At 67.1% G+C, this 22104-nt stretch carries 16 protein-coding genes and 1 pseudogene; 7 read left to right on the top strand and 10 right to left on the bottom strand.

What is annotated here, in order from left to right; translation table 11 throughout:
* Positions 1 to 448: 448 nt before the first annotated feature.
* The 4 genes from R5W23_RS30350 to R5W23_RS30335 all read right to left on the bottom strand — a co-directional run bounded on the left by R5W23_RS30350 (position 449) and on the right by R5W23_RS30335 (position 3308).
* Positions 449 to 733 carry a hypothetical protein gene (locus R5W23_RS30350; protein ID WP_320689623.1) on the bottom strand — a complete coding sequence of 95 codons (285 nt, stop codon included), beginning with the start codon at positions 731 to 733 and terminating at the stop codon, positions 449 to 451.
* 4 nt (positions 734 to 737) lie between these two features.
* Positions 738 to 1196, bottom strand: coding sequence for a hypothetical protein (locus R5W23_RS30345; protein ID WP_320689622.1), 459 nt, complete (start codon positions 1194 to 1196; stop codon positions 738 to 740).
* Positions 1197 to 1257: 61 nt separating this feature from the next.
* Positions 1258 to 2421, bottom strand: coding sequence for an ATP-binding protein (locus tag R5W23_RS30340; RefSeq protein WP_320689621.1), 1164 nt, complete (start codon positions 2419 to 2421; stop codon positions 1258 to 1260).
* Positions 2422 to 2651: 230 nt separating this feature from the next.
* Positions 2652 to 3308: a DUF1353 domain-containing protein gene (locus R5W23_RS30335; protein WP_320689620.1), complete on the bottom strand. Its 657-nt coding sequence runs from the start codon at positions 3306 to 3308 to the stop codon at positions 2652 to 2654.
* A gap of 195 nt (positions 3309 to 3503) precedes the next feature.
* Here R5W23_RS30335 and ispG point away from each other — a divergent pair, with 195 nt between their 5' ends.
* Complete coding sequence (gene ispG / locus R5W23_RS30330) at positions 3504 to 4709, top strand: flavodoxin-dependent (E)-4-hydroxy-3-methylbut-2-enyl-diphosphate synthase (protein ID WP_320689619.1); 1206 nt, start codon at positions 3504 to 3506, stop codon at positions 4707 to 4709.
* Positions 4710 to 4893: 184 nt separating this feature from the next.
* Here ispG and R5W23_RS30325 read toward each other — a convergent pair whose 3' ends face one another.
* Positions 4894 to 6546, bottom strand: a complete 1653-nt coding sequence (locus R5W23_RS30325) for a tetratricopeptide repeat protein (RefSeq protein ID WP_320689618.1) — start codon at positions 6544 to 6546, stop codon at positions 4894 to 4896.
* A 164-nt stretch (positions 6547 to 6710) separates the two neighbouring features.
* On the opposite strand from R5W23_RS30325, the gene R5W23_RS30320 reads away from it, so the two are divergent.
* The 6 genes from R5W23_RS30320 (at position 6711) to R5W23_RS30295 (ending at position 15232) form a co-directional block, all read left to right on the top strand.
* Entirely contained in the window at positions 6711 to 9386 is a 2676-nt protein-coding gene (locus R5W23_RS30320; RefSeq protein ID WP_320689617.1) for a sigma-70 family RNA polymerase sigma factor, read from the top strand.
* Positions 9387 to 9441: 55 nt separating this feature from the next.
* Entirely contained in the window at positions 9442 to 10224 is a 783-nt protein-coding gene (locus R5W23_RS30315; protein WP_320689616.1) for a tryptophan 2,3-dioxygenase, read from the top strand.
* Between the two features lie 173 nt (positions 10225 to 10397).
* Positions 10398 to 11447 (top strand): isocitrate/isopropylmalate family dehydrogenase, encoded by a 1050-nt coding sequence (locus R5W23_RS30310; protein ID WP_320689615.1) that lies wholly within the window; start codon positions 10398 to 10400, stop codon positions 11445 to 11447.
* Between the two features lie 49 nt (positions 11448 to 11496).
* Positions 11497 to 12198 carry an MgtC/SapB family protein gene (locus R5W23_RS30305; protein ID WP_320689614.1) on the top strand — a complete coding sequence of 234 codons (702 nt, stop codon included), beginning with the start codon at positions 11497 to 11499 and terminating at the stop codon, positions 12196 to 12198.
* Positions 12199 to 12492: 294 nt separating this feature from the next.
* A complete protein-coding gene (locus R5W23_RS30300; protein ID WP_320689613.1) occupies positions 12493 to 13704 on the top strand; it encodes a glycosyltransferase family 2 protein in 1212 nt (403 codons plus the stop codon).
* Positions 13705 to 13735: 31 nt separating this feature from the next.
* Positions 13736 to 15232 carry a glycosyltransferase family 2 protein gene (locus tag R5W23_RS30295; protein ID WP_320689612.1) on the top strand — a complete coding sequence of 499 codons (1497 nt, stop codon included), beginning with the start codon at positions 13736 to 13738 and terminating at the stop codon, positions 15230 to 15232.
* 22 nt (positions 15233 to 15254) lie between these two features.
* Here R5W23_RS30295 and ggt read toward each other — a convergent pair whose 3' ends face one another.
* The 5 genes and pseudogenes from ggt to R5W23_RS30270 all read right to left on the bottom strand — a co-directional run.
* Positions 15255 to 16964: a gamma-glutamyltransferase gene (gene ggt / locus R5W23_RS30290; RefSeq protein ID WP_320689611.1), complete on the bottom strand. Its 1710-nt coding sequence runs from the start codon at positions 16962 to 16964 to the stop codon at positions 15255 to 15257.
* A 127-nt stretch (positions 16965 to 17091) separates the two neighbouring features.
* Positions 17092 to 20082, bottom strand: coding sequence for a PVC-type heme-binding CxxCH protein (locus tag R5W23_RS30285; protein WP_320689610.1), 2991 nt, complete (start codon positions 20080 to 20082; stop codon positions 17092 to 17094).
* Positions 20083 to 20579: 497 nt separating this feature from the next.
* Entirely contained in the window at positions 20580 to 21422 is an 843-nt protein-coding gene (locus R5W23_RS30280; RefSeq protein WP_261189487.1) for an Hpt domain-containing protein, read from the bottom strand.
* A 12-nt stretch (positions 21423 to 21434) separates the two neighbouring features.
* Positions 21435 to 21800, bottom strand: a complete 366-nt coding sequence (locus R5W23_RS30275) for a response regulator (RefSeq protein ID WP_261189486.1) — start codon at positions 21798 to 21800, stop codon at positions 21435 to 21437.
* Positions 21801 to 21810: 10 nt separating this feature from the next.
* A pseudogene (locus R5W23_RS30270) lies at positions 21811 to 22104 on the bottom strand (hypothetical protein); the annotation flags it as partial.

The following is a 22104-nucleotide window of genomic DNA, read 5'->3' as shown; positions in this document are numbered from 1 at the left end:
TACCCGTCAATGGTAGGGTTCGTGTGCATTCCTTGGGCGATTGCGATTACGTCGGAGGTAAGCCAGTCGGGCCGAAGTGGATCGATAGCTTTTGCGTCGTGCAGCAACTGTCGATAAAATGCGAGGCCAATCAGATACATGGCATCATGAGGGATTACGTTGGAGTGCAAATCCATGTCCGCAATCGCAATGCAAGCTCCGCATAGTCGCCACCCCCGTACCCCTCCAGAATGGATCGCATCCTGCACACCTTCCGAGAATGGCGGAAAGAGGTGTTCAGCGGCTCGGGCTTCTCTTGCATTAGATGTGGGGTGATAGTCAATCGTCAACCGTTCTACGCTTGGGCTCGGTTCGAGGATGTAATCGAACGTACCCCAAAACGAACGACTACCGCTCATGTGCTTGTTGAAGGTGCTACAGACGGTGTTCCGAAACGAAAGAAACCGCATCAGCGCACGGTGGCTTCGCGGACGATTTCGGGCAGCGCGAACTCGATGCTGATGCGGCCCGCGGTCGCGGCCGTCGCGTCCTTGATGGCCGCCTGGAGCCGGTCCAGCACTGCGGCCACGTCGTCCGGATGGGCCTGCGCCGAGAGCGTTACCTGGACCATCATTTCTGTGTGCGGTGTGTCGGGGCTGTCCGCGGGCGGCCCCCCGAACACCATCACGCTTCGCCCGGCCGGGCGGCTCAACCGAACCCAACCTTTATCACCGTCGGCTTGCGGGGCGGACATGACATTAACCTCGCGCTGATCGCTCCGCCGGGACGACACGGAGGCGGCTGGCGGGGAACGCGCTCCGCTCATTGAGCGATGTGTGGTTGCACACGACGTGAAAATGATACCAGCCCGGTTCCGGAAACACCAGATCGCGGAGGTCGAATGCGTGTTCGAAGGGCACCATCGGGTCCGGGTTGCCGGTGAATGTGATCTCGGTTCGCGCGGTTCGCCCGCCTGGAATAACGAACCCTGACGCGGTTCGAGCTTCGATCAAGAACCAGAACGTACCTAACGCGTGTTCATCGTCTAACTGAACATAGAGCGTAAGTTCCGGTGCGGAGAGCCGGCCGTGTTCGTCCGGCAAGACCCCGATCGCGTATTGCGGTTCGTTCAAACTGAACGGGCGCTGGTTCCCGTCGAACTCGACGTAGGAGCACAGCACGGCGAGATTCAGCGCGGGCGGAAGGCGGGCGGCCATCGGGCGACTCCGGGGTGAGCGGCCCGATTGTACCACCGTGAACGGGTGTGTCGAGCGGGCGTCAGTGTGGGGCGCCGTTCGCGGCCGGCGCCGCCGCGGACCCGAACCCCACCGAACGCGATTTCCGCGCCGCCAGTTCCTGCCGGTTCTCGCGGAACTGGTCCATCGCCCGGTCCCAGTCCCATTTCCCGTCGTTCAGGAACCACAGGATCAGGAGGTTCTTGACCTCCTCCACTTCCGCGAAGCTGAACCCGGCGGTCTGCGACACGGCGTGCTCGACGAGGATGGCGGCGCGGACATCCGGGTGCCAGCGGTCGATCAGCTCGCGGCGGAGGGGCGCGTCGGGCGGTTCGAGGTGGAGCACCACGTCGATGCGCCCGGGGCGCTTGAACGCGGGGTCGATGAGGTTCATGGAGCAGTTGGTGGTGAACACGTAGGCGATGCCATCGTTCACCTCGATGCCGTCGAGCGCGCTGAGGAACACGGCCTGGTCTTCGCTCTCGCCGACGGTGTTGCGGTCCCGCAGGGCGATGTCCATGTCGTCGAAGAAGATGACCCCGCGGCGGTCCACCGAGAACAGTTGCTTGACCGCCTCGACCGGGTCCGCAGCGCCGCGGGCCGAGCGGTACGAGTCGGGCGTGACGAGCCGGTACTCGTAGCCCAGGCGCAGGCACTCGCGCCACAGCCACCGGCACGCGCTCGTCTTCCCGTTGCCGGGCGGGCCGGTCAGCAGGAGGCCGCGCTTCGCCCGCCCGCCGAGGTCCCGGATGCGCTGAAGGTTCTTGCGGTCGAGGAACCCGAGCGTGTTCTGCTTGAGGGTTTCAAGATGTTCCGCGTGCAGCACCGGCGGTTCGCCCTCCGGCTCTTTCGTGCGGTGCGCCTTGACGGCTTCTTTGAACAGCCGCAGGTAGTCGGCCCGGGACACCACGAAGAAGTCGTAGCTGCCGCCGGCACCGAGCGGGGCGAGGCACCGCGCGAACGTGATCCCGTTGAGGGTGTACTGCCGGATGCCGAACTGCACGCCGGGCCAGTACTTGCGGGTGGTTCCGATCCAGTCGCGGGTGAGGACGCCGTCGATGGGGAGCAGCGGGCCGCGGTTCGCGTTCTGGACCAGCGGGTAGTACAACCCGCTGGGAACGAACGTGACCGGGTCGGCGATGCCGGTCGATTTGGTCACCGCGTCGAGCAGGTGGCGGTGGCTGGCGGTGTGCTGTTCGAGTGTCATGCTCAACTGCGGACGGCTCGGGTAGGAGGTTAACCCACCATCTTACGAACGGGCTCGCGGCGGGCGACCTCGCGCGCCCTGCCGCTGTGTGGCGCCAGGCGCCCATCCGGAACCGGAAACGGCCGGATTCGCCGAACGGCAAAACAAAGCGCGCCCGGGGCACCTGTCACAGGCGCTCTGGGTCGGCAGGAGTTTCGGTGACTATCGGCATCGCGGGTGCGGCGATCGGCTCACGTGACCCACCACAGGCCGCCGGCGGCGCGGACCGCCGAGTACGCCGCGTTGCGCCGGAACCAGTCCACCCCTTCCTCTTCCATCAGGTCCAGGAACAGGGTGTCCGTTTCTGACCGCGAGAAGGTGCGGTACGGCGTCACGTAGGTTTCGTCCGGGAGCCGGCCCCGGTACTCATACAGCAGATCGTGGAAGAGCGGCGCGACGATCGACAGCTCGTTGGGCGCGAGCAGCCACCAGATCGGCCGCGGGATCGACGACAGGTCGAAGGCGTACCCGGCTTTCGCGGTCAGCGTGTACTCGCGGTACGGGCAACTGTAGTCGCTCAGCAGCAGCCACGTCCGGTTGCCAACGTCGTACGTGATGGGGACCGGGGGCAGTTTCGAGTTCTGTACGGCGAACGCGCTGAACTGCGGGGCGCCCGCGGGGGCAACGAGTGCGGCCACCGCGTCCGGCTGTGCCGGCAGCGCGGGGGGAACGTGTTCGATCAGGGTGAGGGGATCGAGTTCGGGCGGCGCGATTTCGCCTGCGAACGCCGCTGGCCCGGCTAGAGCGGCGCCGCCCGTGAGCCCGAGCGTCGCCGCGGGCGAGGTGATGGGGAGGGTCGTTACTTTCGGTTTTTTGTTAGTCGAGGTCGTGCCGGTCTTCTTCGCCATCCGCGTCGCTCCGATCGAGGGGCAGGGAACGTGGGACGAGGATAACACGTGCGTTCGGTCGATCAACCGAAATTGTGGGCTCTTTATCCCCGGAGCTGCGCGGGCGGTCCGGCACCGCGGGCACGGGGGTTGGTGTTGCCGCGCCGCCGGGGCCGCACTTAGCATGAGGGGGTAGACCCACTCCGAGGACCGATGATGGCCAGCAGCTCGCGTTTCGACGTTTCGCGCCTCGAGGCGGCCCCGCGGGTTCCCGGCAAGCCCCGGCACAAGACCCGCGAGGTGAAAGTCGGCGCCCGCGTGTTCGGCGGCTCGAACCCGGTTTGGGTTCAGTCCATGACCACCACCGACACCTTCGACGTCGAAGCCACGGTGAAGCAGATCCACGCCCTCGAAGAGGCGGGGTGCGAACTGGTCCGCGTGACGGTCCCCAAGCCCGAGGACGCTGGCGCCCTCAGCGCGATCCGGGCGCGGGTCGGTATCCCGCTGATCTGTGACATCCACTTCGACTACAAGATGGCGCTGGCCGCCCTCGACCACCCGGTGGACAAGATCCGGATCAACCCCGGGAACATCAACAAGGCCGGCGACACCACCCACGACCGGTTCCGGCAGATCGTGCGCAAGGCCAAGCAGAAGGGCGTCCCGATGCGGATCGGGGTGAACGCCGGGAGCCTCGAAACCGAGGTGAACCTGAAGTACGGGTTCCCGTGCCCCCCCGCGATGGTCGAAAGCGCCCTCCGCTACATCGAGGTGGCCGAGAGCGAGGGGTACCACGACATCATCGTGTCGCTGAAATCGAGCGACGTGCTGGTCGCGGTCGAGGCGTACCGGCTGTTCGCGCAGATGTGCGATTACCCCACGCATATCGGCATTACGGAAGCCGGCAAGCCGCCGTATGCGGTGACCAAGAGCGCCGCGGGGCTCGCGCCGATCCTGCTCGACGGCATCGGCGACACGATCCGCATCTCGCTGCTGGGCGACCCGGTGCCGGAGATCGCGGCGGCGTTCGACATTCTGCAAGCGACCCAGCGGCGGGTGCGCCGGCCCGAGCTGATCGCGTGCCCGACCTGCGGCCGGCTGGCGATCGACCTGGAGGACATCATCGCGAAGCTCGAAGCCCGGCTGAACGGGAAGCGGCTGCCGGTAAAGATTAGCGTGCTGGGGTGCATCGTGAACGGCCCGGGCGAGGCGCGCGAGGCGGACATCGGCATCGCCGCCGGGAACGGGCAGGGGATGATCTTCCGCAACGGCGAGATGGTGCGCCGGGTGCCCGAGGCCGAGATCGTGGACGCACTCATGGAGGAACTCGCCCGCTGGGAGAGCGAGAACCAGCACCGCATCCCCAAAACGACCGACGCCGAGGGGTTGGGACGGCGCAAGCTGCCGGTTGTGACGGGGTGATTGGCGGTCCGGCTGCCGGTGCTCGTTCGTGGGTCGCCGCCCGGACGTTACTGTGTTGATCGGCTTGATGCCTGCCGAGGTAGTCAGGAACCGCGCGGCGGTACTGGTGTGCAGAGGCCGATTATCACGCGCGGCGGTCGATGTTCGACCGCCGACTGCGCTTGGCGAACGGGTGAAACGAACGTCACTTGCTGGCGCGCGGGGGTTCGAGCCAGAGCGGCATCTTTCTCTCGTACAGCTTCAACCGCTCATGCACGGTGAGGTCGTGCGCTTTCGCGTACTCCGTGTCGAGCTGCACCATCTTTTGGGTTCGGATCGCGTACTCGAACGAACCGGCTTCGGCGCAGGCTGCGGCGTACGCTTCCAGGGCCAACCCGCTCCGCCAGTGGGTCGCCTCGCAGGCCGCTTTGGCGTCTTCCAGCGCTTTCGTCGCGTCGCGCAGCGCGGCGTCCCCGGCCGCGGCGCGGAGCAGCCCCCGGTTCGCCAGAGCGGTCGTGTGCTTCGGGTCGAGGCGGAGCGCTTCGTCGAAGTCCCCCAGCGCGGCGCCCCACGCCCCCGCTGCGAACCGCACGGCGCCGCGGTCGTTAAAGGCCCACACGAACGTGGGATCGAGTCGGATCGATTCCGTCAGGTCCTTGATCGCCCGGTCGTAGTCGCGCATCGCGAGGTGAACGCTTCCCCGGGCGTAAAAGATGCGGGCGTTGTTCGGATCGAGCCGGGCGGCCGCGTCGTAGTCCGTCAGGGCCTTATCGAGCTCCCCTTGCGCGTGCCAGCGGGCCCCGCGCTCGAAGAGGAGCGCCGCCCGTGCCTCAGTCGCGTCCGAGTTCTTCCGCCCTGTCAGCTCGCCAGCCCTTTCCGCGTCCTTGATTGCCTGAATCGGGTTACGGTAACTGGCATCGGGGCAACTCGCGAGAACCCGTGCGCGACTTGAGAACGCAGAGCGGTGATTCGGATCAAGGCGGATGGCTTCACTCAGGTCTTTGAGTGCTGCGCCCCAAGCCGCGCGGGCGAAGTGAACGGCACTCCGGTGGACGAATGCGTCCGGGTTCCGGGGGGCCAGCCGCACCGCTTGGTCGGCGTCCTTGAGCGCATCATCGAGTTCAGACCGCGCCATTCGACACGTGCTTCGGAACAGGAAGTATTCCGCGTCCTCGGGGTCGAGACGAATGGCTTCGTTTAAATCGGCCAGTGCTGCGTCCCGCTTCCCCTGATGAAACAGCGCGAACCCCCGGTTGAAGAAAACTAGCGACTGATTCGGATCGAGGCGGGCCGATTCGTTGTAATAAATGACCGCTTTGTCGAACTGCCCGGTTGCCGCGTGGACCGTGCCGCGACCCATGAGCGCGTTTGCGTGCTTGGGGTCGAGGCGGAGCACTTCGTTGTAGTCGGCGAGTGCTTTGTCGAACTGCTTCGCGTGTTCAAATGCTAAGCCGCGGTTGTAGAACGCCGGGGCGTAGTCCGGGGTCAGCTCAATGACTTCGGTGAAATCCGTAATGGCTTTATCGGGCCAGCCCAGGTGAACGTAAGCCAGGCCGCGGTAGTACCGGGTGGCGGCGTTGTTCGGGTCGCGCTTGAGGGCTTCTGTCAGGTCGCTCAGCGCCGCAGCATGGTTACCGTTCGCTTGGTGGGCGGTTCCGCGGGCGCTGTATGCCGCGGCGCTGCCCGGATCGAGTTTGATGGCCCTGGTGTAATCCCGGATCGCGTCCTCGTATTTGCCGTTCGCGAAGGACTCGGAGTCCCGCTCCAGTAACTCGTGAACCGTGTCCGGTTCGGGGCCGGCGGTCGCGGGGGGCGCGACCGCGAAGAGCCAAACGGCAATCGCGATTCGGATACGCATGGGCATTCCTTCAAATGTGGCGTGGAGTAGTTTAACCGCAACTCGCCTGATCTGCCAGCGGCCGTTCTCACGGACCCTTCAGTTGCTTCTTTCCGGCGGCGTATCAAACTGGACCGCGGCGGGGAGTAACGGGTGGGGCCGTTTTGTGACCAAGCGAGGACCAAGTGAACACCGTTCTTCAACTCCTCGACGCCGTGGCAGGGGCCGGCGCACGGACCGACGGCCAACTTCTGGATTCGTTCGCCCGCCGGCGCGACCAGGGGGCGTTCGCGGAACTCGTTCACCGGCACGGGGCAATGGTGCTGGGCGTGTGCCGGCGGGTGCTGGGTAACGCCGCCGACGCGGACGACGCGTTCCAGGCGGTGTTCCTGGTCCTCGCCCGCAAGGCGGCTGCGGTGCGGGACCGCGAGCGGCTCGGGCCGTGGCTCCACGGGGTCGCGTTCAATGCCGCGCGCCGGCTCAAGCGGGCGAACCTGCGGCGGACCGCCCGCGAGCGCGGCCGCGCGGGGCAACTCGAACAGACTGCTGGCGCCGCCGACGAGCGCGCCGAACTGCACGCGGCACTCGACGAGGAACTCGCGCGGCTCCCGGACCGGTACCGCTCGGTGCTGGTGCTGTGCGATTTGGAAGGGCGCACGCGGAAAGAGGCCGCTCACGCCCTCGGGTGCCCGGAGGGGACCGTCGGCGGGCGCCTGGCCCGCGCCCGCGAACTGCTCGCGGCCCGGCTCGGCGCCCGCGGCGTGTGCCCGGCCCTCGGGGCGCTCGCCGGGGCGCTGGTGCCGGTCGGGGCGGGGGCCGTCGCCCCGGCGCTGGTTGCCGCACTGGTTCGCGCGGTGGGCGTCGACGAACTGGCGCGCGACGCGGCCCGCGGGCCGATCTCCTCGCACGTGTCCGAACTGGCCGAAGGGGTGGTGAGCAGCATGTTCGCGATCAAGCTTCAGAAAGTGACGGCCGCGGTGCTGTGCTGCGGCCTGGCGCTCGTGTGCGCGGCCGGTGGTGTCCGCCTCGCGAACGCGCAGCCGGAACCGGAGTTCAAGCCTGTACCGCTGCTGATGGACGAGCCGCGCCCGCAACAGAAACCGGATCCGCTCACGCTGCTGGGCCTTCAAAAGGCAGAGGCGACGGGCGCGACTGAAAGTCAAAAGCGTGCAGCAATTATTCCCCTTCGGAAACGCGATCCCGCCGAGGCCGCCGAGACGCTCAACAAGTTTTTCGACCCGCGGCGCGTGACCATCGTGGCGTTACCTGCTGACAAATCGTTACTTGTCTACGCCGACGAAAAGGCGCACGCAACGATCCAAGAACTGCTTCAGCGGGTCGTGAGGGAGCCGGCGCTCAGGAAAGTGACCGCGCTTCGGCTCAACAAGACGGCCGACCTCGCCGACACCGTCAAAACGCTCACGGCGGCGTTCGGAGCCGAGCGGGCCGTCTTCGTGCCGGTGCCGGTTGGTCAGGTGCTGCTCGTTTACGCGAGCGAATCCGACACGCAGACCGTGCAGAAGCTCTTGGCGAGGGTGCTGCTCTCCGCACCTGCGGCATCCGCCGATCCGGTCTGGAAGACGGTGACACTGAAGAACCTTCTTGCCGAGGATGCGGGCGCGGTTGTGCGGGCGCAGTTCGGCGGGCGCGTTTCGATATTCGCGCTGCCGCCGAACCGGCAACTGATGCTGTACGGGCCGGCGGATGTGGTCGAAGCCGCGCTCAAGGTCGTCACCGCGCTGGACGAGGGCGGAACAGCGAAGACGTTCGAAATGCAGTTTCAGAAAGCCGCGTGGTCGGACGTGCTCGATTGGTACGCGAAGGTGTCCGGGCTGGTTATGATCACGACCGCGAAACCGACCGGCACGTTCACGTTTGCCGCTCCCAAACCGGGACAGCGGTACACACTCGCAGACGTCACAGACATCATTAACGAAACCCTGATGCAGCAGAAGCTCCTGCTCGTCCCCCGGCACATGACGTTCTTCATTCAACCGTCCGGCGAGAAGATCGATCCGACCCTGCTGCCGCGCATCGCGCTGGATGAGCTGTCCAAGCGGGGGCGCACCGAAATCGTTGAGGTCTTGATTCCGCTCCGAACGGGCGAAGCGGCCGAGATCAAGGAGGAGCTGACCAAATTGTTAACTCCGCTTGGGACGATTCGCTATGCAAAAGATCGATCGCTCATTGTGGCCGATACCGCCGGGAATGTTGCACGCATCGTGAGCACCCTTGGCGATATTGAACGTGAGCGGGCTAAACGCGAACGCGAGCGGAGCGAGGCGCCCGCGTCCGGGGAAACCGGAGGCACGCCGCGCTGGCTGATTCCGCCCGCTTCGGGCGCGCCGGTGTGGGTCGAGAAGGTGTACCGCTTCAATTTCAAACCGGGGAGCAGTTGGACCGAGGTGTTCGAGGCGTACGAGAAAGCAACCGGGCTCAAAGGCACGTACAAGGCCAAACCGACCGGAACGTTCACGCGATCGACCCCGGCCGTGTCGCACACGCTCGCCGAGTTCACGGACATCATCAACGACGCACTGCTCGCGGATCGGTGGCTGCTGATCCGCCGGGAGGGTACGTTCGTGGTTGTTCCGGCGGATGAGAAAATCGATTCGTCGCTCGTGCCGCGGGTCGCGCCGGAAGGGCTGTCGCGGCTCGGGCGGACGGAACTGGTTCAGGTCATCGTTCCGGTTCCGGCGGGTGCGGCGGAGGAGCTGGTCCCAGCGGTCAAGAAGAGGCTCGGGCCGTTCGGGTCGGTTACCCCACTTCATCGGGTGGATGCGCTGCTGGTTCAGGATGTCGCGGAGAAAGCCCTTGAGGTGTGCAAAATCTTCGGCGTGCCGACCGACCCGAAGCGGTAATTGCCGCCCGCCGTTCGTAAGCTGACTCCCGTTGCCGCCGCCCGGGAGTCGCACCGTGGACCTCACGTACTCCGATTATCTGCACGTCGAACCGCTCCTCTCCCTCCAGCACCCGCGGTCCGAGCCGGAGGAGCACGACGAGTTGCTCTTCATCGTCGTCCACCAGGCCTACGAGCTGTGGTTCAAGCTCCTGCTGCACGAACTCGACAAGGTCAAAGGCGACTTCGTCGCGGGGCGCACGTACCCCGCGATCAGCACCTTCAAGCGGCTCCGCACCGTGCTGAAGGTGGCCGTCGAGCAGGTGGACATCGTCGAGACGCTCACGCCGATGTCGTTCAACAGCTTCCGCGACCGGCTCGATAAGGCGTCGGGGTTCCAGTCGGGCCAGTTCCGCGAGCTGGAGTTCCTGCTCGGGTACAAACGTGCCGACATGCTGAAGTACCAGCCGGAGGGCACGCCGGCGCACGCGCGCTTACAGGCCCGCCTTCGCGAGCCGTCGATCGTTGATGCGTTTTACACCTTCCTCGGGCACCACGGCGTTGCCGTTCCCGGGCACCTCACGGCCCGCGACCTCACCCAGCCGACGCAACCCGACCCGGAAATCGAGGAGGGGCTGTTCCGGCTCTACAAGACCCAGCCCGATCTGGAGATCCTGTTCGAGCTGATGACCGACTTCGACGAGGGGCTGCAGGAGTGGCGGTACCGGCACATCAAGCTGGTGGAGCGGACCATCGGGAGCAAGCGCGGCACCGGCGGATCGTTGGGCGTGGAGTTTTTAAAGCGGTCGCTGTTCCACCCGGTGTTCCCGGACCTGTGGGCGATCCGGCATCGGCTGTAAGCTTGAAGTCGCAAGTCGTCAGGTCGCAAGTCATCAGGTCGAAAGCCGGCCGCACACGGAGCCTTCAATACTGCGACTTCCGAACCAACGGCTTTGCGACTCAAATCCGCTCTTCGACTTTACGACTTTCGACCTGACGACTTGCGACTTCAGACTCGTAAGATAGCCGCGACGTGACCGCCACGCTGGGGGTGCCGATGCGCAAGGTGATTTTCGTTCAGGGCGGCGGGCTGGGCCAGGACCAGGAGCTGTCGGTGCGGCGCCTGTTCGCGGCCGCGAAGGTGCCGGTCGAGTTCGAGGTGCATCTGGCCGGGCGGATCGCGCTCGAGCACGGCAAGGACGCGCTCCCGAAGGCCACCTTCGACGCGATCCGCGAGTGCGGGCTGGCGCTGAAGACCAAGCTGCTCCAGCCGAAGGGCGTCGGCATGCCCACGGCCCACGGCCCCAGCTCCGTGCCCACCAACTACAACGTCGCGTTCCGGCGGCAGCTCGGGCTGTTCGCCTCCATGCGGCCGGTGCACAACCTGCCCGGGATCGCGAGCCGGTTCACGGGCGTGGACTTCCTCCTGTTCCGCGAGATCACCGAGGACCTGTACACCGCCAGCGAGCACGAGATCGTGCCGGGCGTGGTGCAGAGCTTCAAGATCGTGACCGAGGCCGCGTGCCTGCGGTTCTTCAAGCTCGCCTTCGACACCGCCCGGAAGCGGGGCCGCAAGACGGTCCACTGCATCCACAAGGCGAACATCCTCAAGATGGCCGACGGGCTGTTCCTCGAGTGCTTCTACCGGGTCGCGAAAGAGTACCCCGAGATCGCGGCGAAGGACCTGATCGTCGACAACACCTGCAACCAGCTCGTGAGCCGCCCGCAGCAGTTCGAGGTGCTCGCGGCGGGCAACCTGTACGGCGACCTGCTGTCGGACCTGGGCGCCGGGCTGGTGGGTGGGGTCAGCACGACGGCGGCGATCAACAAGGGGAACGGGACCACCGTGTACGAGGCCGTGTACGGGGCGTCGCACGAGGCGGTCCCGCCGGACATGAGCAACCCGCTGCCGCTGATCCTGCCCGCCATCGAGCTGCTCAAAGACCTGGGCGCGGCCGAGGCCGCGGCCCGGATCCAGAAGGCGGTGGAGGCGGTGCTGCTGGAGGGCCGGACCCGCACCCGCGACATCGGCGGCACCGCGACCACGACCGCGTTCACCGACGCCATCATCGGCCGCATGTGACGGCCCGTTTCCCGCTACCGCACGGCCGCCGAGAAAGCGAGCGCCCACGTTGGAACTGCTGAACTTCACCGGCAACATCGCCCTCGCCGCGTTGCTGGGTGTCGTGATCGGCGCGGAGCGGCAGCTCCGCCGGCACCCCGCGGGGCTGCGCACCAACGCGCTGGTCAGCACCGGGGCGGCGCTGTTCGTGAGCCTCACCCAGCTCCTCGGCGACCACAACAGCCCGAGCCGGATCGCGTCGTACATCGTCAGCGGGGTCGGGTTCCTCGGCGGCGGCGTCATTCTGAAAGACGGCACGACGATCCGCGGGCTGACCACCGCCGCGGGGCTGTGGTGCAGCGCCGCGGTCGGCACGATGGCCGGGATCGGGTTCGGCACGCATGCCGCGATCGGTACCGCGTTCGTGCTCGCGCTGGTGCTCGGGCTGCGGCCGGTGGCGCGGTGGATCGACGCCCGGCAGGCGCACGCGCCGGACGCCCCGGGGCACTACAAGTTGCGGGTCGTGTGCCAGGAGCGGGAGCACGCGGTCGTGCGCGCGGCGGTCGCCCGCCACCTCGGGTCGGCGCCGGGGGTGGTGGTCACCCGAATCGCGACCGAGAAGCCGAAGCGTAAGAAGCAGGCGGTCGTGAACGTGACCGCGGTCGCGACCCCGGCCGACGACCGGGCCATCCAGGACACCATCGGCCGGGTACTCATCGAGCCGGGCGTGCGGTCCGCGAGCTGGGAGAAGCTCCCGCCGCCGCCGGAGTGACGCCACCTCTTGTAGCTCACTCTGTGTGTTCGCGGTTCGACTGTCGATGTCTGCTTCGGCTTTCGTCTTTATGACACAGATATTCCTGCCTGTGCGGCCTTCTCGCGCTACACAGACAAGAATGTCTGTGCCACAAGAAACAGACACAGCCACCCGCGTTCGGTACCCAGAGACTTGTGCCCTTGGGCCTTTTGCGTCACCCGGTTCGCCTTGTGCGTTCAGAGGTGGCGTGTTACATCGGCGCCGCTGCGGATTCCATCTCCCGACCGGAACCCGCTGACCCCGGGAGCCGATATGCCCCCCTCGTTCGTTGTGATCGTGCCCACCCGGAACCGTGCGGCCCTTGCGAAGAACGCGATTGGCAGCGTACTTTCGCAGGCGGGTACCAACGTCCGGTTGCTCGTTTCGGACAATTCAACGACTCCGGCGGAACGGGCGGAACTGGCCGCGCACTGCTCCCAACTCGCGGACCCGCGGTTGCAGTACGTGAACCCGCCCGAGCCGCTGCCGATGCCGGCGCACTGGGAGTTCGCCGTCGGGTACGCCCAGGAGAACTACGACGCCACCCACTTCGTCATCCTCACGGACCGGATGATGTTCCGGGCCGGGATGCTCGCCGCCGTGACCGAACTGGTCGCCGAGCGGCCCGACGACGTGCTGTCATACAACGACGACATGGTTCACGACCTGCACGCTCCGGTGCGGTTGGAACGGAAACCGCTGACCGGGAAGGTGTTCGACCTCGAAGCGGAGCAACTCCTGTATCTGTCCTCGATCGGGGTGTTTCCGCAGGCGCTACCGCGGATGCTCAACTGCGTCGTGCCGCGCGGCCTGCTGGCGGCGATCCGCACCCGGTTCGGGGACGTGTACACGTCCGTGGCCCCGGACCTGTGCCACGCGTACCGGTGCATGGCGCTGCGCGACCGGGTCCGGTATTTCGACGCCCCGGTGATGGTGCAGTACGGGTTCGCCAAGAGTAACGGGACCGGTTACTACGCCGGCAAGACGAACGACGCCTGGGCGGACTTCAATCGCTGCGCCGGGGCGCGGGGCATCACGTTCGCGGCGCCCGTTCCCGAGGTGTGCTGCAACCTGAACGTTGTGTACCACGAGTACTGTTTCGTGCGCGAGCAGGCCAACGACCCGGCCCGTTTCCCGGCGGTGGACTGGAAGCGGTACGTTCACGCCATCGCCAACGACATTCAGTCGTGCGCGAATCCGGAAACCCGTGCGGCCCTGTTCGCCACACTGAAGGCGCGGGTCGGCGCGGACCTCGCCGGGTGGACCCCGCCGCCCGCGGCGCCGCCGGCCCCTCCCGCGCCGCGAAGATCCCTCTGGGCCAAGCTGCGCGACGCGGCCCGCGCCGCACGGGGGGAACCGGCCGCCGACGGCACCTTCCGGACCACCGCCGCGGCCCTCGCGTACTCGCACCGCACCGCACCCGCCTACGTGCCGATCAACGACCACGTCCAGTACATGCAGCGCGGCTGGAAGCTCGCCGGTTGACCCGTTCCCGACGCGAACCGAGGAGGACCGCATGACCGCCCCGCGATTCAGCATCGTGATCCCCACCCGCGAGCGCCCGCACACGCTCGAGCACACCCTCGCCACGTGCCTGGCGCAAGCGGGCGACTTCGAGGTCGTGGTGAGCGACAACGGGAGCGGCCCGCGCACCCGCGAACTGGTCGAGGCCTGCGCCGACCCGCGGGTGCGGTACGTCCGCACCCCGGCGCTGCTCGCGATGACCGACAGCCTCGAGTTCGCAGTATCGCACGCCCGCGGCGAGTACGTCATCGTCCAGGGCGACGACGACGGGCTGCTGCGGCACGCGCTGGCCGCGGTCGACGCGGCGCTGACCGCCACCGGGGCCGCCGTGCTCCAGTGGGACAGCGCGGTGTACAACTGGCCGGACGTCAGCAACCCCTACTTCAGCCCGGACACGCTGCTGCTGCCGCTGCTGCACCGGCCCGTCGGGCACCTGCTCCGGCCGCGCGCGGCGCGCCAGGTGATCGCCGAGGTGGCGGCCGGCCGGGTGCCCTACTCCGAACTGCCGGTCATCTACAACGCCGTCATCAAGCGCGACCTGTTCGACCGGCTCCGGGCGCGCACCGGGCGGGTGTTCAAGACCCGCACGCCCGACGTACACGCCGCGTTCGCGGTGGCCGCGCTGGTGGACACGTTCCACGCGCTGCGTGCCCCGATCGGGGTGTGCGGGCGCTCCGGGGCGAGCACCGGCGTCGCGCGGCACTTCAGCAAGAAGGGGTCGCCAATCGACAACGAGTTCCGCCGGCTCAACGAGGCCGCCGGGCTCTCGCTGCACCCGTGGGTCCCGGACCTGCCGCCCATCCCGTCGGCCGTGGCCGACGCGTTCCTGTGGGCGAAGGCCGATCTGTTCCCGGACGACGCGGGCACGAACCTGGACCGCGCCCAACTGGTCCGGGACTGTATCGCCGAGACCGAACTGGACAGCGCCGCCGAGTGGAACGAGGTGCGTGCCGCGTGCCGCGCGGCGCTGGCCGACGCCCCGGAACTGCTCGCGTGGTTCGAGCGCGAGTACGGGGCACGGGAGTGGAGCGAACTGCCGCGGCCGGACCGCGGCCGGCACCGGTCCTGGCGCCGCTACGGGCCGGGGCACCTGTTCCTCGACACCGCCGCCCTCGGCGCGTGCAATGTTGACGACGTGGCCGATCTGTGCGAGCGCCTGCTCGGTTACGCGCGCGACGGCGTCAACCTCCACATCGAAACCTCGGCCGGGGACGCCGAGCGGTCCGAGCTTCAAGAGAAGGAGTCCCAGGTCCGGTACCTGACCCGCGAGTGCGCGGAACTGCAAGAGCAACTGCGCCGGCAGCACACGGCGTTCACCCTGCACATTGAGGGGCAGGACGAGCGGCTGCGGGTTCAGGAAGAACGGCTCAAACGCCAGGACGAGGTGCTGGCCGGTCAGCGGCTCCGGATCGTGGGGCTCGAGAAGCAGGCCCAGAAGGGCGTGATCGGGCGGATCGCGGACCTGATCCGCCCGCGCCGCGCCGGTTAACTCGGTGCGGCGCGGGCGGAGGTCAGTAGCCGACGGCCGCGCCGTCCTTGCGGGACTCGGTGCCGCCGTGCAGCACGTTCGTCTTCGGGTCGATCAGGATGCCCTGATAGCCGCCGCCGTTCACCTTGACGCGCTCGACCACGTGGCCGCGGCGCTCCAGTTCCTTGGCCACCTCGTCCGAGATGCCGGGCTCGGCCTTGATCGTGCCGCCTTTTGCGCCCGCGGGTTCCCCCCGCGGGCTCGCGCTGCCGACGTGCTCGACCCGGGGCGCGTCCCCGGCGGCCTGCACGTTCATGCCGAAATCGATCAGGTTCACCAGCACCTGAACGTGCCCCTGCGGCTGCATGTCGCCGCCCATCACCCCGAACGTGAGCCACGGCTTCCCGTCCTTGGTGACCATCGCCGGGATGATGGTGTGAAAGGGCCGCTTGCCGGGTTCGAGCTTGTTCGCGTGGCCCTCGTCGAGCGCGAACAGGCACCCGCGGTTCTGGATGCCGAACCCGGTGCCCGGGGCGCTCAGTCCGGACCCGAAGCCCGAGTAGTTGCTCTGAATCAGTGACACGCAGTTGCGGTCCTTGTCCACCACCGTCAGGTAGATCGTTTCCGAGGTGCTCAGTTTCGGGTCGCCGGCGGGCACGTCGGTGAGCGCTTTGTTCGGGTCGAGCAGCTTGGCCCGCTTCGCCGCGTATTCTTTTGAGACGAGGTCCGCCACCGGCACCTTCGCGAACACCGGGTCCGCGTAGAACTTTCCGCGGTCGGCGAACGCGAGCTTCGTGGCTTCGACGAGCAGGTGCCAGTAGTCGGGTGAATTCGGCCCCATCTTTTTCACGTCGTGCGGCTCGATCAGGTTGAGCATCTGCAGCGCGGCGATGCCCTGGCCCGGCGGCGGCAGCTCCCACACGTCGTACCCGCGGTACGACGCCTTGACCGGATCGACCCACTCCGACGTGTGATCGGCGAAGTCCTTGAGCGCGAAAAGGCCCCCGACCTTGTCCGAAAGCGCCACGAGCTTTTCGGCGATTTCTCCCTTGTAGTAGGCGTCGCGCCCGCCATCCGCGATCAGCTTGTAGGACCGGGCCAGGTGCGAGTTCTTGAACACCTCCCCCGCGTTCGGCGCGCGGAGCGCGGCCCCGTCGCGGATCAGAAAGGTGTCGCGCATCCCGGGGTCGCGCATCTTGTTGACCGATTTCCAGTACCCGGCGATCACCTCCGGAACCGGCACTCCGCTTTCCGCGTACCCGATGACCGGGGTGAGCAGTTCCTTGAAGCCCTTCGTGCCGAACCGGGTCCGGAGCTGGTCCCAGCCGTCCACGCACCCGGGGACCGACCACGACAGCGGCCCGGTGGTCGGAATCGCGTTCAGCCCCTTTTCTTTGAAGTACGCGAGCGTGGCTTTGCCCGGCGCGCGACCGCTGGCGTTGAGGCCGTAGAGCTTTTGCGTCTTCGCGTCCCAGACGATCGCGAACAGGTCGCCGCCGATGCCGCACGAGGTGGGTTCCATCAGCCCCATCGCCGCGCTGGTGGCGATCGCGGCATCGACGGCGTTGCCGCCGCCTTTGAGCACGTCGAGCCCGACCTGCGCCGCGAGCGGGTGGCTGGTGGCGACCATGCCGTTGGTCGCCACGGTGACGGAACGGGTGGACCGCCCCGCCGGCGTGACCGGACGCTCCGCGGCCAGAAGGGCGGCTGCGGCGAGCGCGAAGGCGGCAGCGAATGGAACGCGGGTGCGCATTTGACGGACTCCAAAGTCTACCCACCCCCTCCCTGAAGGGAGGGGAGCAAGAGCCAATCAACCACGCGCCGGTTGCGCGGTTTCTTGCTCCCCTCCCTTCAGGGAGGGGGTGGGGGTGGGTTTGTTTTCACTTCGGTAGCGGCACTTGCTCTTTCGCCCGCAGGTACGCGATCAGATCACGCACCTCGTCGGGCTTCATCTGGTCGAACAGCCCTTCGGGCATGATCGACACGTTCGTGGGTTTGCGCGTGACCACGTCCGCGACCGGGACCGTGAGCGTGTCGTTGACGGTGCGCACGGTGACCGCGTCCTTCGTCTCGCGTAACACGATCCCGCTGACCACGCGGTCGTCGGCGAGGGTGAAGTTCACCAGCCGGTACTCGCTGGGCACGACCGCGCTCGGGTCGAGAACGTTCTCTAGAACGTATTCGAGACTGGCGCGCTGCGAGCCTGTCAGCTCCGGCGCGACCGATTGCCCCTCGCCGAACATCTTGTGACACGCCGCACAGTGCTTGGTGAACATCACCCGACCGTTTACGGGGTCGGCCTTTTTGATGCTGTCCTCGGTGAGCACGCCCTTCCATTTCGCGATCAGCGCGGCCCGCTCCTTGGCGACTGGCGTGATCTTGCCCCAGACCTTTTCGAGCCGCTCGGAGGTCGCTTTGTCGTTCAGCGCGAGGACTTGGCGCGCGGTCACCACGGGAACGTCGGCTCGCGGAATGTGGCCCTTTTCGACGGCGTCGAGAAGCTCCTTCGCGAAGCCGACGCGGGCCGCGAGCGTCTGGACGGCGTCGGCCTTTTCTTCCGGTGTGAACTTCGGGTACGCCTTAATGATGGCTGCGGGAGTTGCGGGATCGGGGAGTTGCGCCAGCGCGCGGATCGCGGTCCCGCGCAACGCCGGGTCGTCGAGGAGTGCGTGGAGCGTCTTGGCGAAGTCGGGGAGCTTGCGCGGGGCGAGCAGTTCGACCGCGGCGCGGCGGTCGTCGGCCTTCGCGCTGGCGTCCGTAATGCGCGTCGCCAGTGCGGCAATGGCGCCCTTGTCGCCGAAAACGACGGCGAGCGCCTCGGCTTCGCGCGCGACCTGCTTTGACTCGCTCTTGAGGAGTTGAGGGGACACTTCGGCCCAGAACAGTGGGGGGGGGACCTGTGGCCGGCCCACCAGTGACTCGCGGATCGTGTTCAGAGCGTCAATCTGCCGATCGATGGTGCTCGCACCGGGCAGGTCAAGAACCAGCTGATTGAGCAGGTCCGTCATCGGTTGTTCGGGTTGGTTTAACGCCCAACGAATGAAGTTTCGGCGCACGACGCGCGACTCGGGTCGGTACGCGAAGAACACCACCATCGTGGAACGCCTTCGCGCCGGCACCTGCGAGAGGTAGCGCTCGATACCGTACCACGCGAGCAACTGAGACGCCTCGTCCGCGCTGGCATACACGGTGTGGTGTGCCAGCGCGACCGCGACGCGGAGGGCCGCGTCCCCGCTCAACCGCTGGAGCAGTGAGGCCATCGCGTTGAGTACGAGCGGCGATTGTTCCTTGTCGGCGAATCTGGCGAGAGCCGTCGAGATCGACGTTTGGTTGCCGGCAGCGTCGATCAGCCGCACCGCCCAACTCCGGACGTGTTGGTTCGTGTCTTTGAGCAGCGCCAGCAGTTCAGCGGTCGTGTTGTGTCCGATCACCTCGAGCGCCCAGAGCGCCCGCAGTCGTCTCGGACCCTCCTTCTCTTCGCTCAGCAACTTTCGCAGAGCGTCGGGCGTCTCCTTACCGAGTTTCCCGGCCGCGGCCCTCTCCTGCAACACCCGGCGTGCTTTCCGCACGAACCAGTCGTTCGGGTGCAGTTGCAGCTTCACCAACTCCGCGTCGGTCAGCTTCGCGATGTCGCCTTTAAACGGTTGGGCGCCCTTGTACACCACGCGGTAGATGCGGCCGTTGGTGGTGTCGGCCTTGTCGTAGTTGTGGCACTCGCCGGTGTCGCACCAGTCGCTGACGTAGAGCCCGCCCTCCGGTCCGGTCTTCACGCAGATGCCGCGGAACCAGGAGTCGTTCGCGAACAGGAAGTCCGGGCGGCGCACGCCCTTCATCCCGCTTTTCGTGCGTTCCAGGCCGTCGTTGTTCAGTCGATTGCCGTGGATGTTCGCGGTGAACAGCGTGTTGCGGTACTCCTTCGGGAAGTTGTCCGCGAGGTAAATCGCCGCCCCACTGTGCGCGTGCCCGCCGCCGGCGTCGGAGTGCTCGGGCTTGCCGCCCACGCCGGTGGTGCGCGAGCTGGTCCAGTCGCCCCCGGCCCAGTGCTTGTAGTCCACGCAGCTACCCATCAGCCCGTAGGCGTGGGGGTTCGGGTCGTGGCCGTACATCCGCTGGTAGTGCCCGCCGGGGACGAAGTGGAACAGGTGGTCGATCACGCAGTTCGTGATGAACATCTCGCCGTGGTCGTCGAAGTCGAGGCCGAACGGGTTGGTGGTGCCGTGCGCGACCGCCTCGAACGCCTTCCGCGTGGGGTGGTAGCGCCACACGCCGCAGTCGAGGTAGGTGCGCTTCTCTTTCGGCGTGCCCGGCGCGCCGACGAACGACTTCGCTTGAATGCCGTTGCAGCCGTAGAGCCAGCCGTCCGGCCCCCAGACGAGCGAGTTGAAGATGTTGTGCTTCGTGTCGACCATGTTCCAGCCGTCGAGCTTCACCTCCGGCTTGCCGGGCTTGTCGCCGTCGAGGACGGGAACGAAGGTGAGGTTCGGGAGCGAGCACAGCCAGATGCCGCCGAACCCGTACTCGATGCCGGACAGGTTCACGCCGTTGTCGAGGAACACGGTCTTCTTGTCGTGAACGCCGTCGCCGTCGGTGTCTTCGAGGATCATGACGCGGTCGGTTCCCTTGCCGTCCCGGCTCCACTTGGGGTAACTGAGACACTCCACTACCCACATCCGGCCGCGGTCGTCGAACGTGAACGCGATCGGTTGGACGATGTCCGGTTCGCCCGCGAACAGCGTGGCCTTGAAGCCGTCGGGGAGGGTCATCTTGCCCGCGGCGTCCTTCGCCGGAACGGGCTTGTCGGCGTCGGCCGCGGTGAGCCGCGGGCCGGCAGTGAAGGTCAGCAGGGCGAGGAGAAGGGCGCGTGTCCGCATGGTGGGTGTGAGCGGGGTTGGGGGAGGGCTGATTTCGGGATATGGTAACCGCAAGTGTGGTCGAGCCGCCAGCGTAAGCTGGCAGGTAGCGCTAAAGGTGATTGGTAACCGTTTGCGCACCGACCAGCTCACGCCTTCCAGTCGGTCACACGATTGGAGCTGACGGTAGTTGCCGTGAGGGGAGAAATCGCGAGCGCCCCAGGAGGGGCGCGATGCTTCCGCTGCCGATGTGGTTCGTTGCTCAGGAGTTCGGGGATGCGGCCCTGGAAACCGCTGCTGTACCCGGCAGCTGGTCGCGGTTGCGGCCGTGCTTAGACCGCATGGGCAGTCAACTCGCAGTCGAGATCCGACTAGTGATTGGGACGACTCGAATTCTGGCGGTTATTGTGGCCTACACCAAACTGATTCAGAACTCACGTCGAAAGTTGATTACGACTGCCCACACGGCCCGTCTCAGACAGTTCCGTCACTTCGGCGCGCGGTGTCGTGCGGTCCGATCAGGTGGGTAACGGTGCGAGCCGCTTATCGTTGACGCGCGGTGCCGGGAGGCGCGCCGCGACCCAGGCCAGGAGCGCGTCGTAGGCGGCTTCGTATTCGGCCAGACTGGCGCCGAGGTTCGTCCGGTGCGGCGCGGCCGTTGGCTCAGTCACTGTGACCGCGCAGTCGCCTTCGACGAACGCGAACACCTCTTTCAAGTCGTCGGCGGTCTCCGTGGTGCGGATCGTGACCGACCAGGAGATGTGGCAGCGGTTCGGGTCCAGTTCGTCGAGGCCCGGGACCGCGTCGAGGTCGGCCGCCACCGCGAGCAACTCGCCGCGCTTCCCGAGGTTACGAATCAGGAGCAGCGGGTCCATCCCGTCGATCAGCAGCCGTGGCCCGGGGACGATAACGACCTGATAGACGCGCGGCCCGGCGGGCGCCGGCGGGGGCGCCGCTGGGGCCGCGGCCCCGCCGGCGTCCCCGTTGGCCGCTCGGGTGAGCGCTTCGAACAGCGCCGCCGGCGGGTCCGCGGGCGCCCCGGCGCGGACCGCCGCGAACTGACCGTTCAGCCCGTCCACGGCGCGGAGCATCAGGTCCACGCGGTCCCGGGTGACCGGCAACTGCCCCTTCCGCAGCCGGTCGAGCAGTTGCTCCAGCGCGTGCGTGAGCCGGGTGATGCCTTCGAACCCGAACACCCCGCTCCCGCCCTTAATGGAATGGGCCGCGCGGAACACCGCGTTCAGCGCCTCCGGGTCCGGGGCGCCGTCGGTGACGCTCAGCAGCCCCGACTCGAGCGCCGCGAGGTGCTCGCCCGCCTCGTCCAGAAAGATGCCGAGCAACTGGTCCAGATCGACTGGCATGGGGGCGGCCGGTTAGGGGAGCAGGTCGCGAACGACCTGCACGAGTTGGGCGGCCTTGAAGGGCTTGACGAGCCAGCCGGTGGCGCCGGCCGCCTTGCCCTGTTGCTTGACCTCCGGCTGTGACTCCGTGGTCAGCATAATGATTGGGGTGCTCTTGAGTTGGGGCCGCGTGCGGGCCTGCTTCACGAACGTGAGGCCGTCCATCACGGGCATGTTCACGTCGCTGATGATGATGTCCACCCGGGCGCCGGCCAGCTTGTCCAGCGCCTCCTGCCCGTTGGCGGCCTCGAGGACCGTGAACTGCGCGTCGCTCAGGGCCATCGCCACCATCTGCCGGAACGTGAGCGAGTCGTCGACGATGAGCGCGGTTTTTGCCATGTGAGTGCCTTCAAAAGAGTTCAAACGATCCCGAAGCGTCGCCGGCCTCGGACGTCGGTTCTGGTGCGGTCACGCGGTCCACGACCCGGCGCTCCGACTGCATGGTGGCCCGGGCGCGGAGGCGTTCCAGCAGTTGGGCCCCGCGGGCCGGGTCGTCGGACAGCGCGTCCCGGGCCTCGCGGAGCGCCGCGGCCACGTGGTCCAGTTGCTGGTTGACCGCGTCCTGGAACTGGAGCGCGGTCATGGCGTCCTCGATGTCCCCGGCGAGCTGCTCGGCGCCGGCCGCGCCGGCCTTCACCTCGGC

Origin of the sequence: Gemmata algarum (assembly GCF_034097035.1) — a bacterium.
GTDB lineage: Bacteria > Planctomycetota > Planctomycetia > Gemmatales > Gemmataceae > Gemmata > Gemmata algarum.
This window is presented reverse-complemented; position numbering and strand designations above follow the sequence as displayed.

Excerpts from the sequence above, each read along its gene's own strand:
- R5W23_RS30280 (WP_261189487.1), bottom strand. The coding sequence starts at position 21,422 with ATGCCAGTCGATCTGGACCAGTTGCTCGGCATCTTTCTGGACGAGGCG.
- R5W23_RS30275 (WP_261189486.1), bottom strand. The coding sequence starts at position 21,800 with ATGGCAAAAACCGCGCTCATCGTCGACGACTCGCTCACGTTCCGGCAG.
- R5W23_RS30345 (WP_320689622.1), bottom strand. The coding sequence starts at position 1,196 with ATGGCCGCCCGCCTTCCGCCCGCGCTGAATCTCGCCGTGCTGTGCTCC.
- R5W23_RS30350 (WP_320689623.1), bottom strand. The coding sequence starts at position 733 with ATGTCCGCCCCGCAAGCCGACGGTGATAAAGGTTGGGTTCGGTTGAGC.
- R5W23_RS30335 (WP_320689620.1), bottom strand. The coding sequence starts at position 3,308 with ATGGCGAAGAAGACCGGCACGACCTCGACTAACAAAAAACCGAAAGTA.
- R5W23_RS30295 (WP_320689612.1), top strand. The coding sequence starts at position 13,736 with ATGACCGCCCCGCGATTCAGCATCGTGATCCCCACCCGCGAGCGCCCG.
- ispG (WP_320689619.1), top strand. The coding sequence starts at position 3,504 with ATGGCCAGCAGCTCGCGTTTCGACGTTTCGCGCCTCGAGGCGGCCCCG.
- R5W23_RS30285 (WP_320689610.1), bottom strand. The coding sequence starts at position 20,082 with ATGCGGACACGCGCCCTTCTCCTCGCCCTGCTGACCTTCACTGCCGGC.
- ggt (WP_320689611.1), bottom strand. The coding sequence starts at position 16,964 with ATGCGCACCCGCGTTCCATTCGCTGCCGCCTTCGCGCTCGCCGCAGCC.
- R5W23_RS30325 (WP_320689618.1), bottom strand. The coding sequence starts at position 6,546 with ATGCGTATCCGAATCGCGATTGCCGTTTGGCTCTTCGCGGTCGCGCCC.
- R5W23_RS30340 (WP_320689621.1), bottom strand. The coding sequence starts at position 2,421 with ATGACACTCGAACAGCACACCGCCAGCCACCGCCACCTGCTCGACGCG.
- R5W23_RS30300 (WP_320689613.1), top strand. The coding sequence starts at position 12,493 with ATGCCCCCCTCGTTCGTTGTGATCGTGCCCACCCGGAACCGTGCGGCC.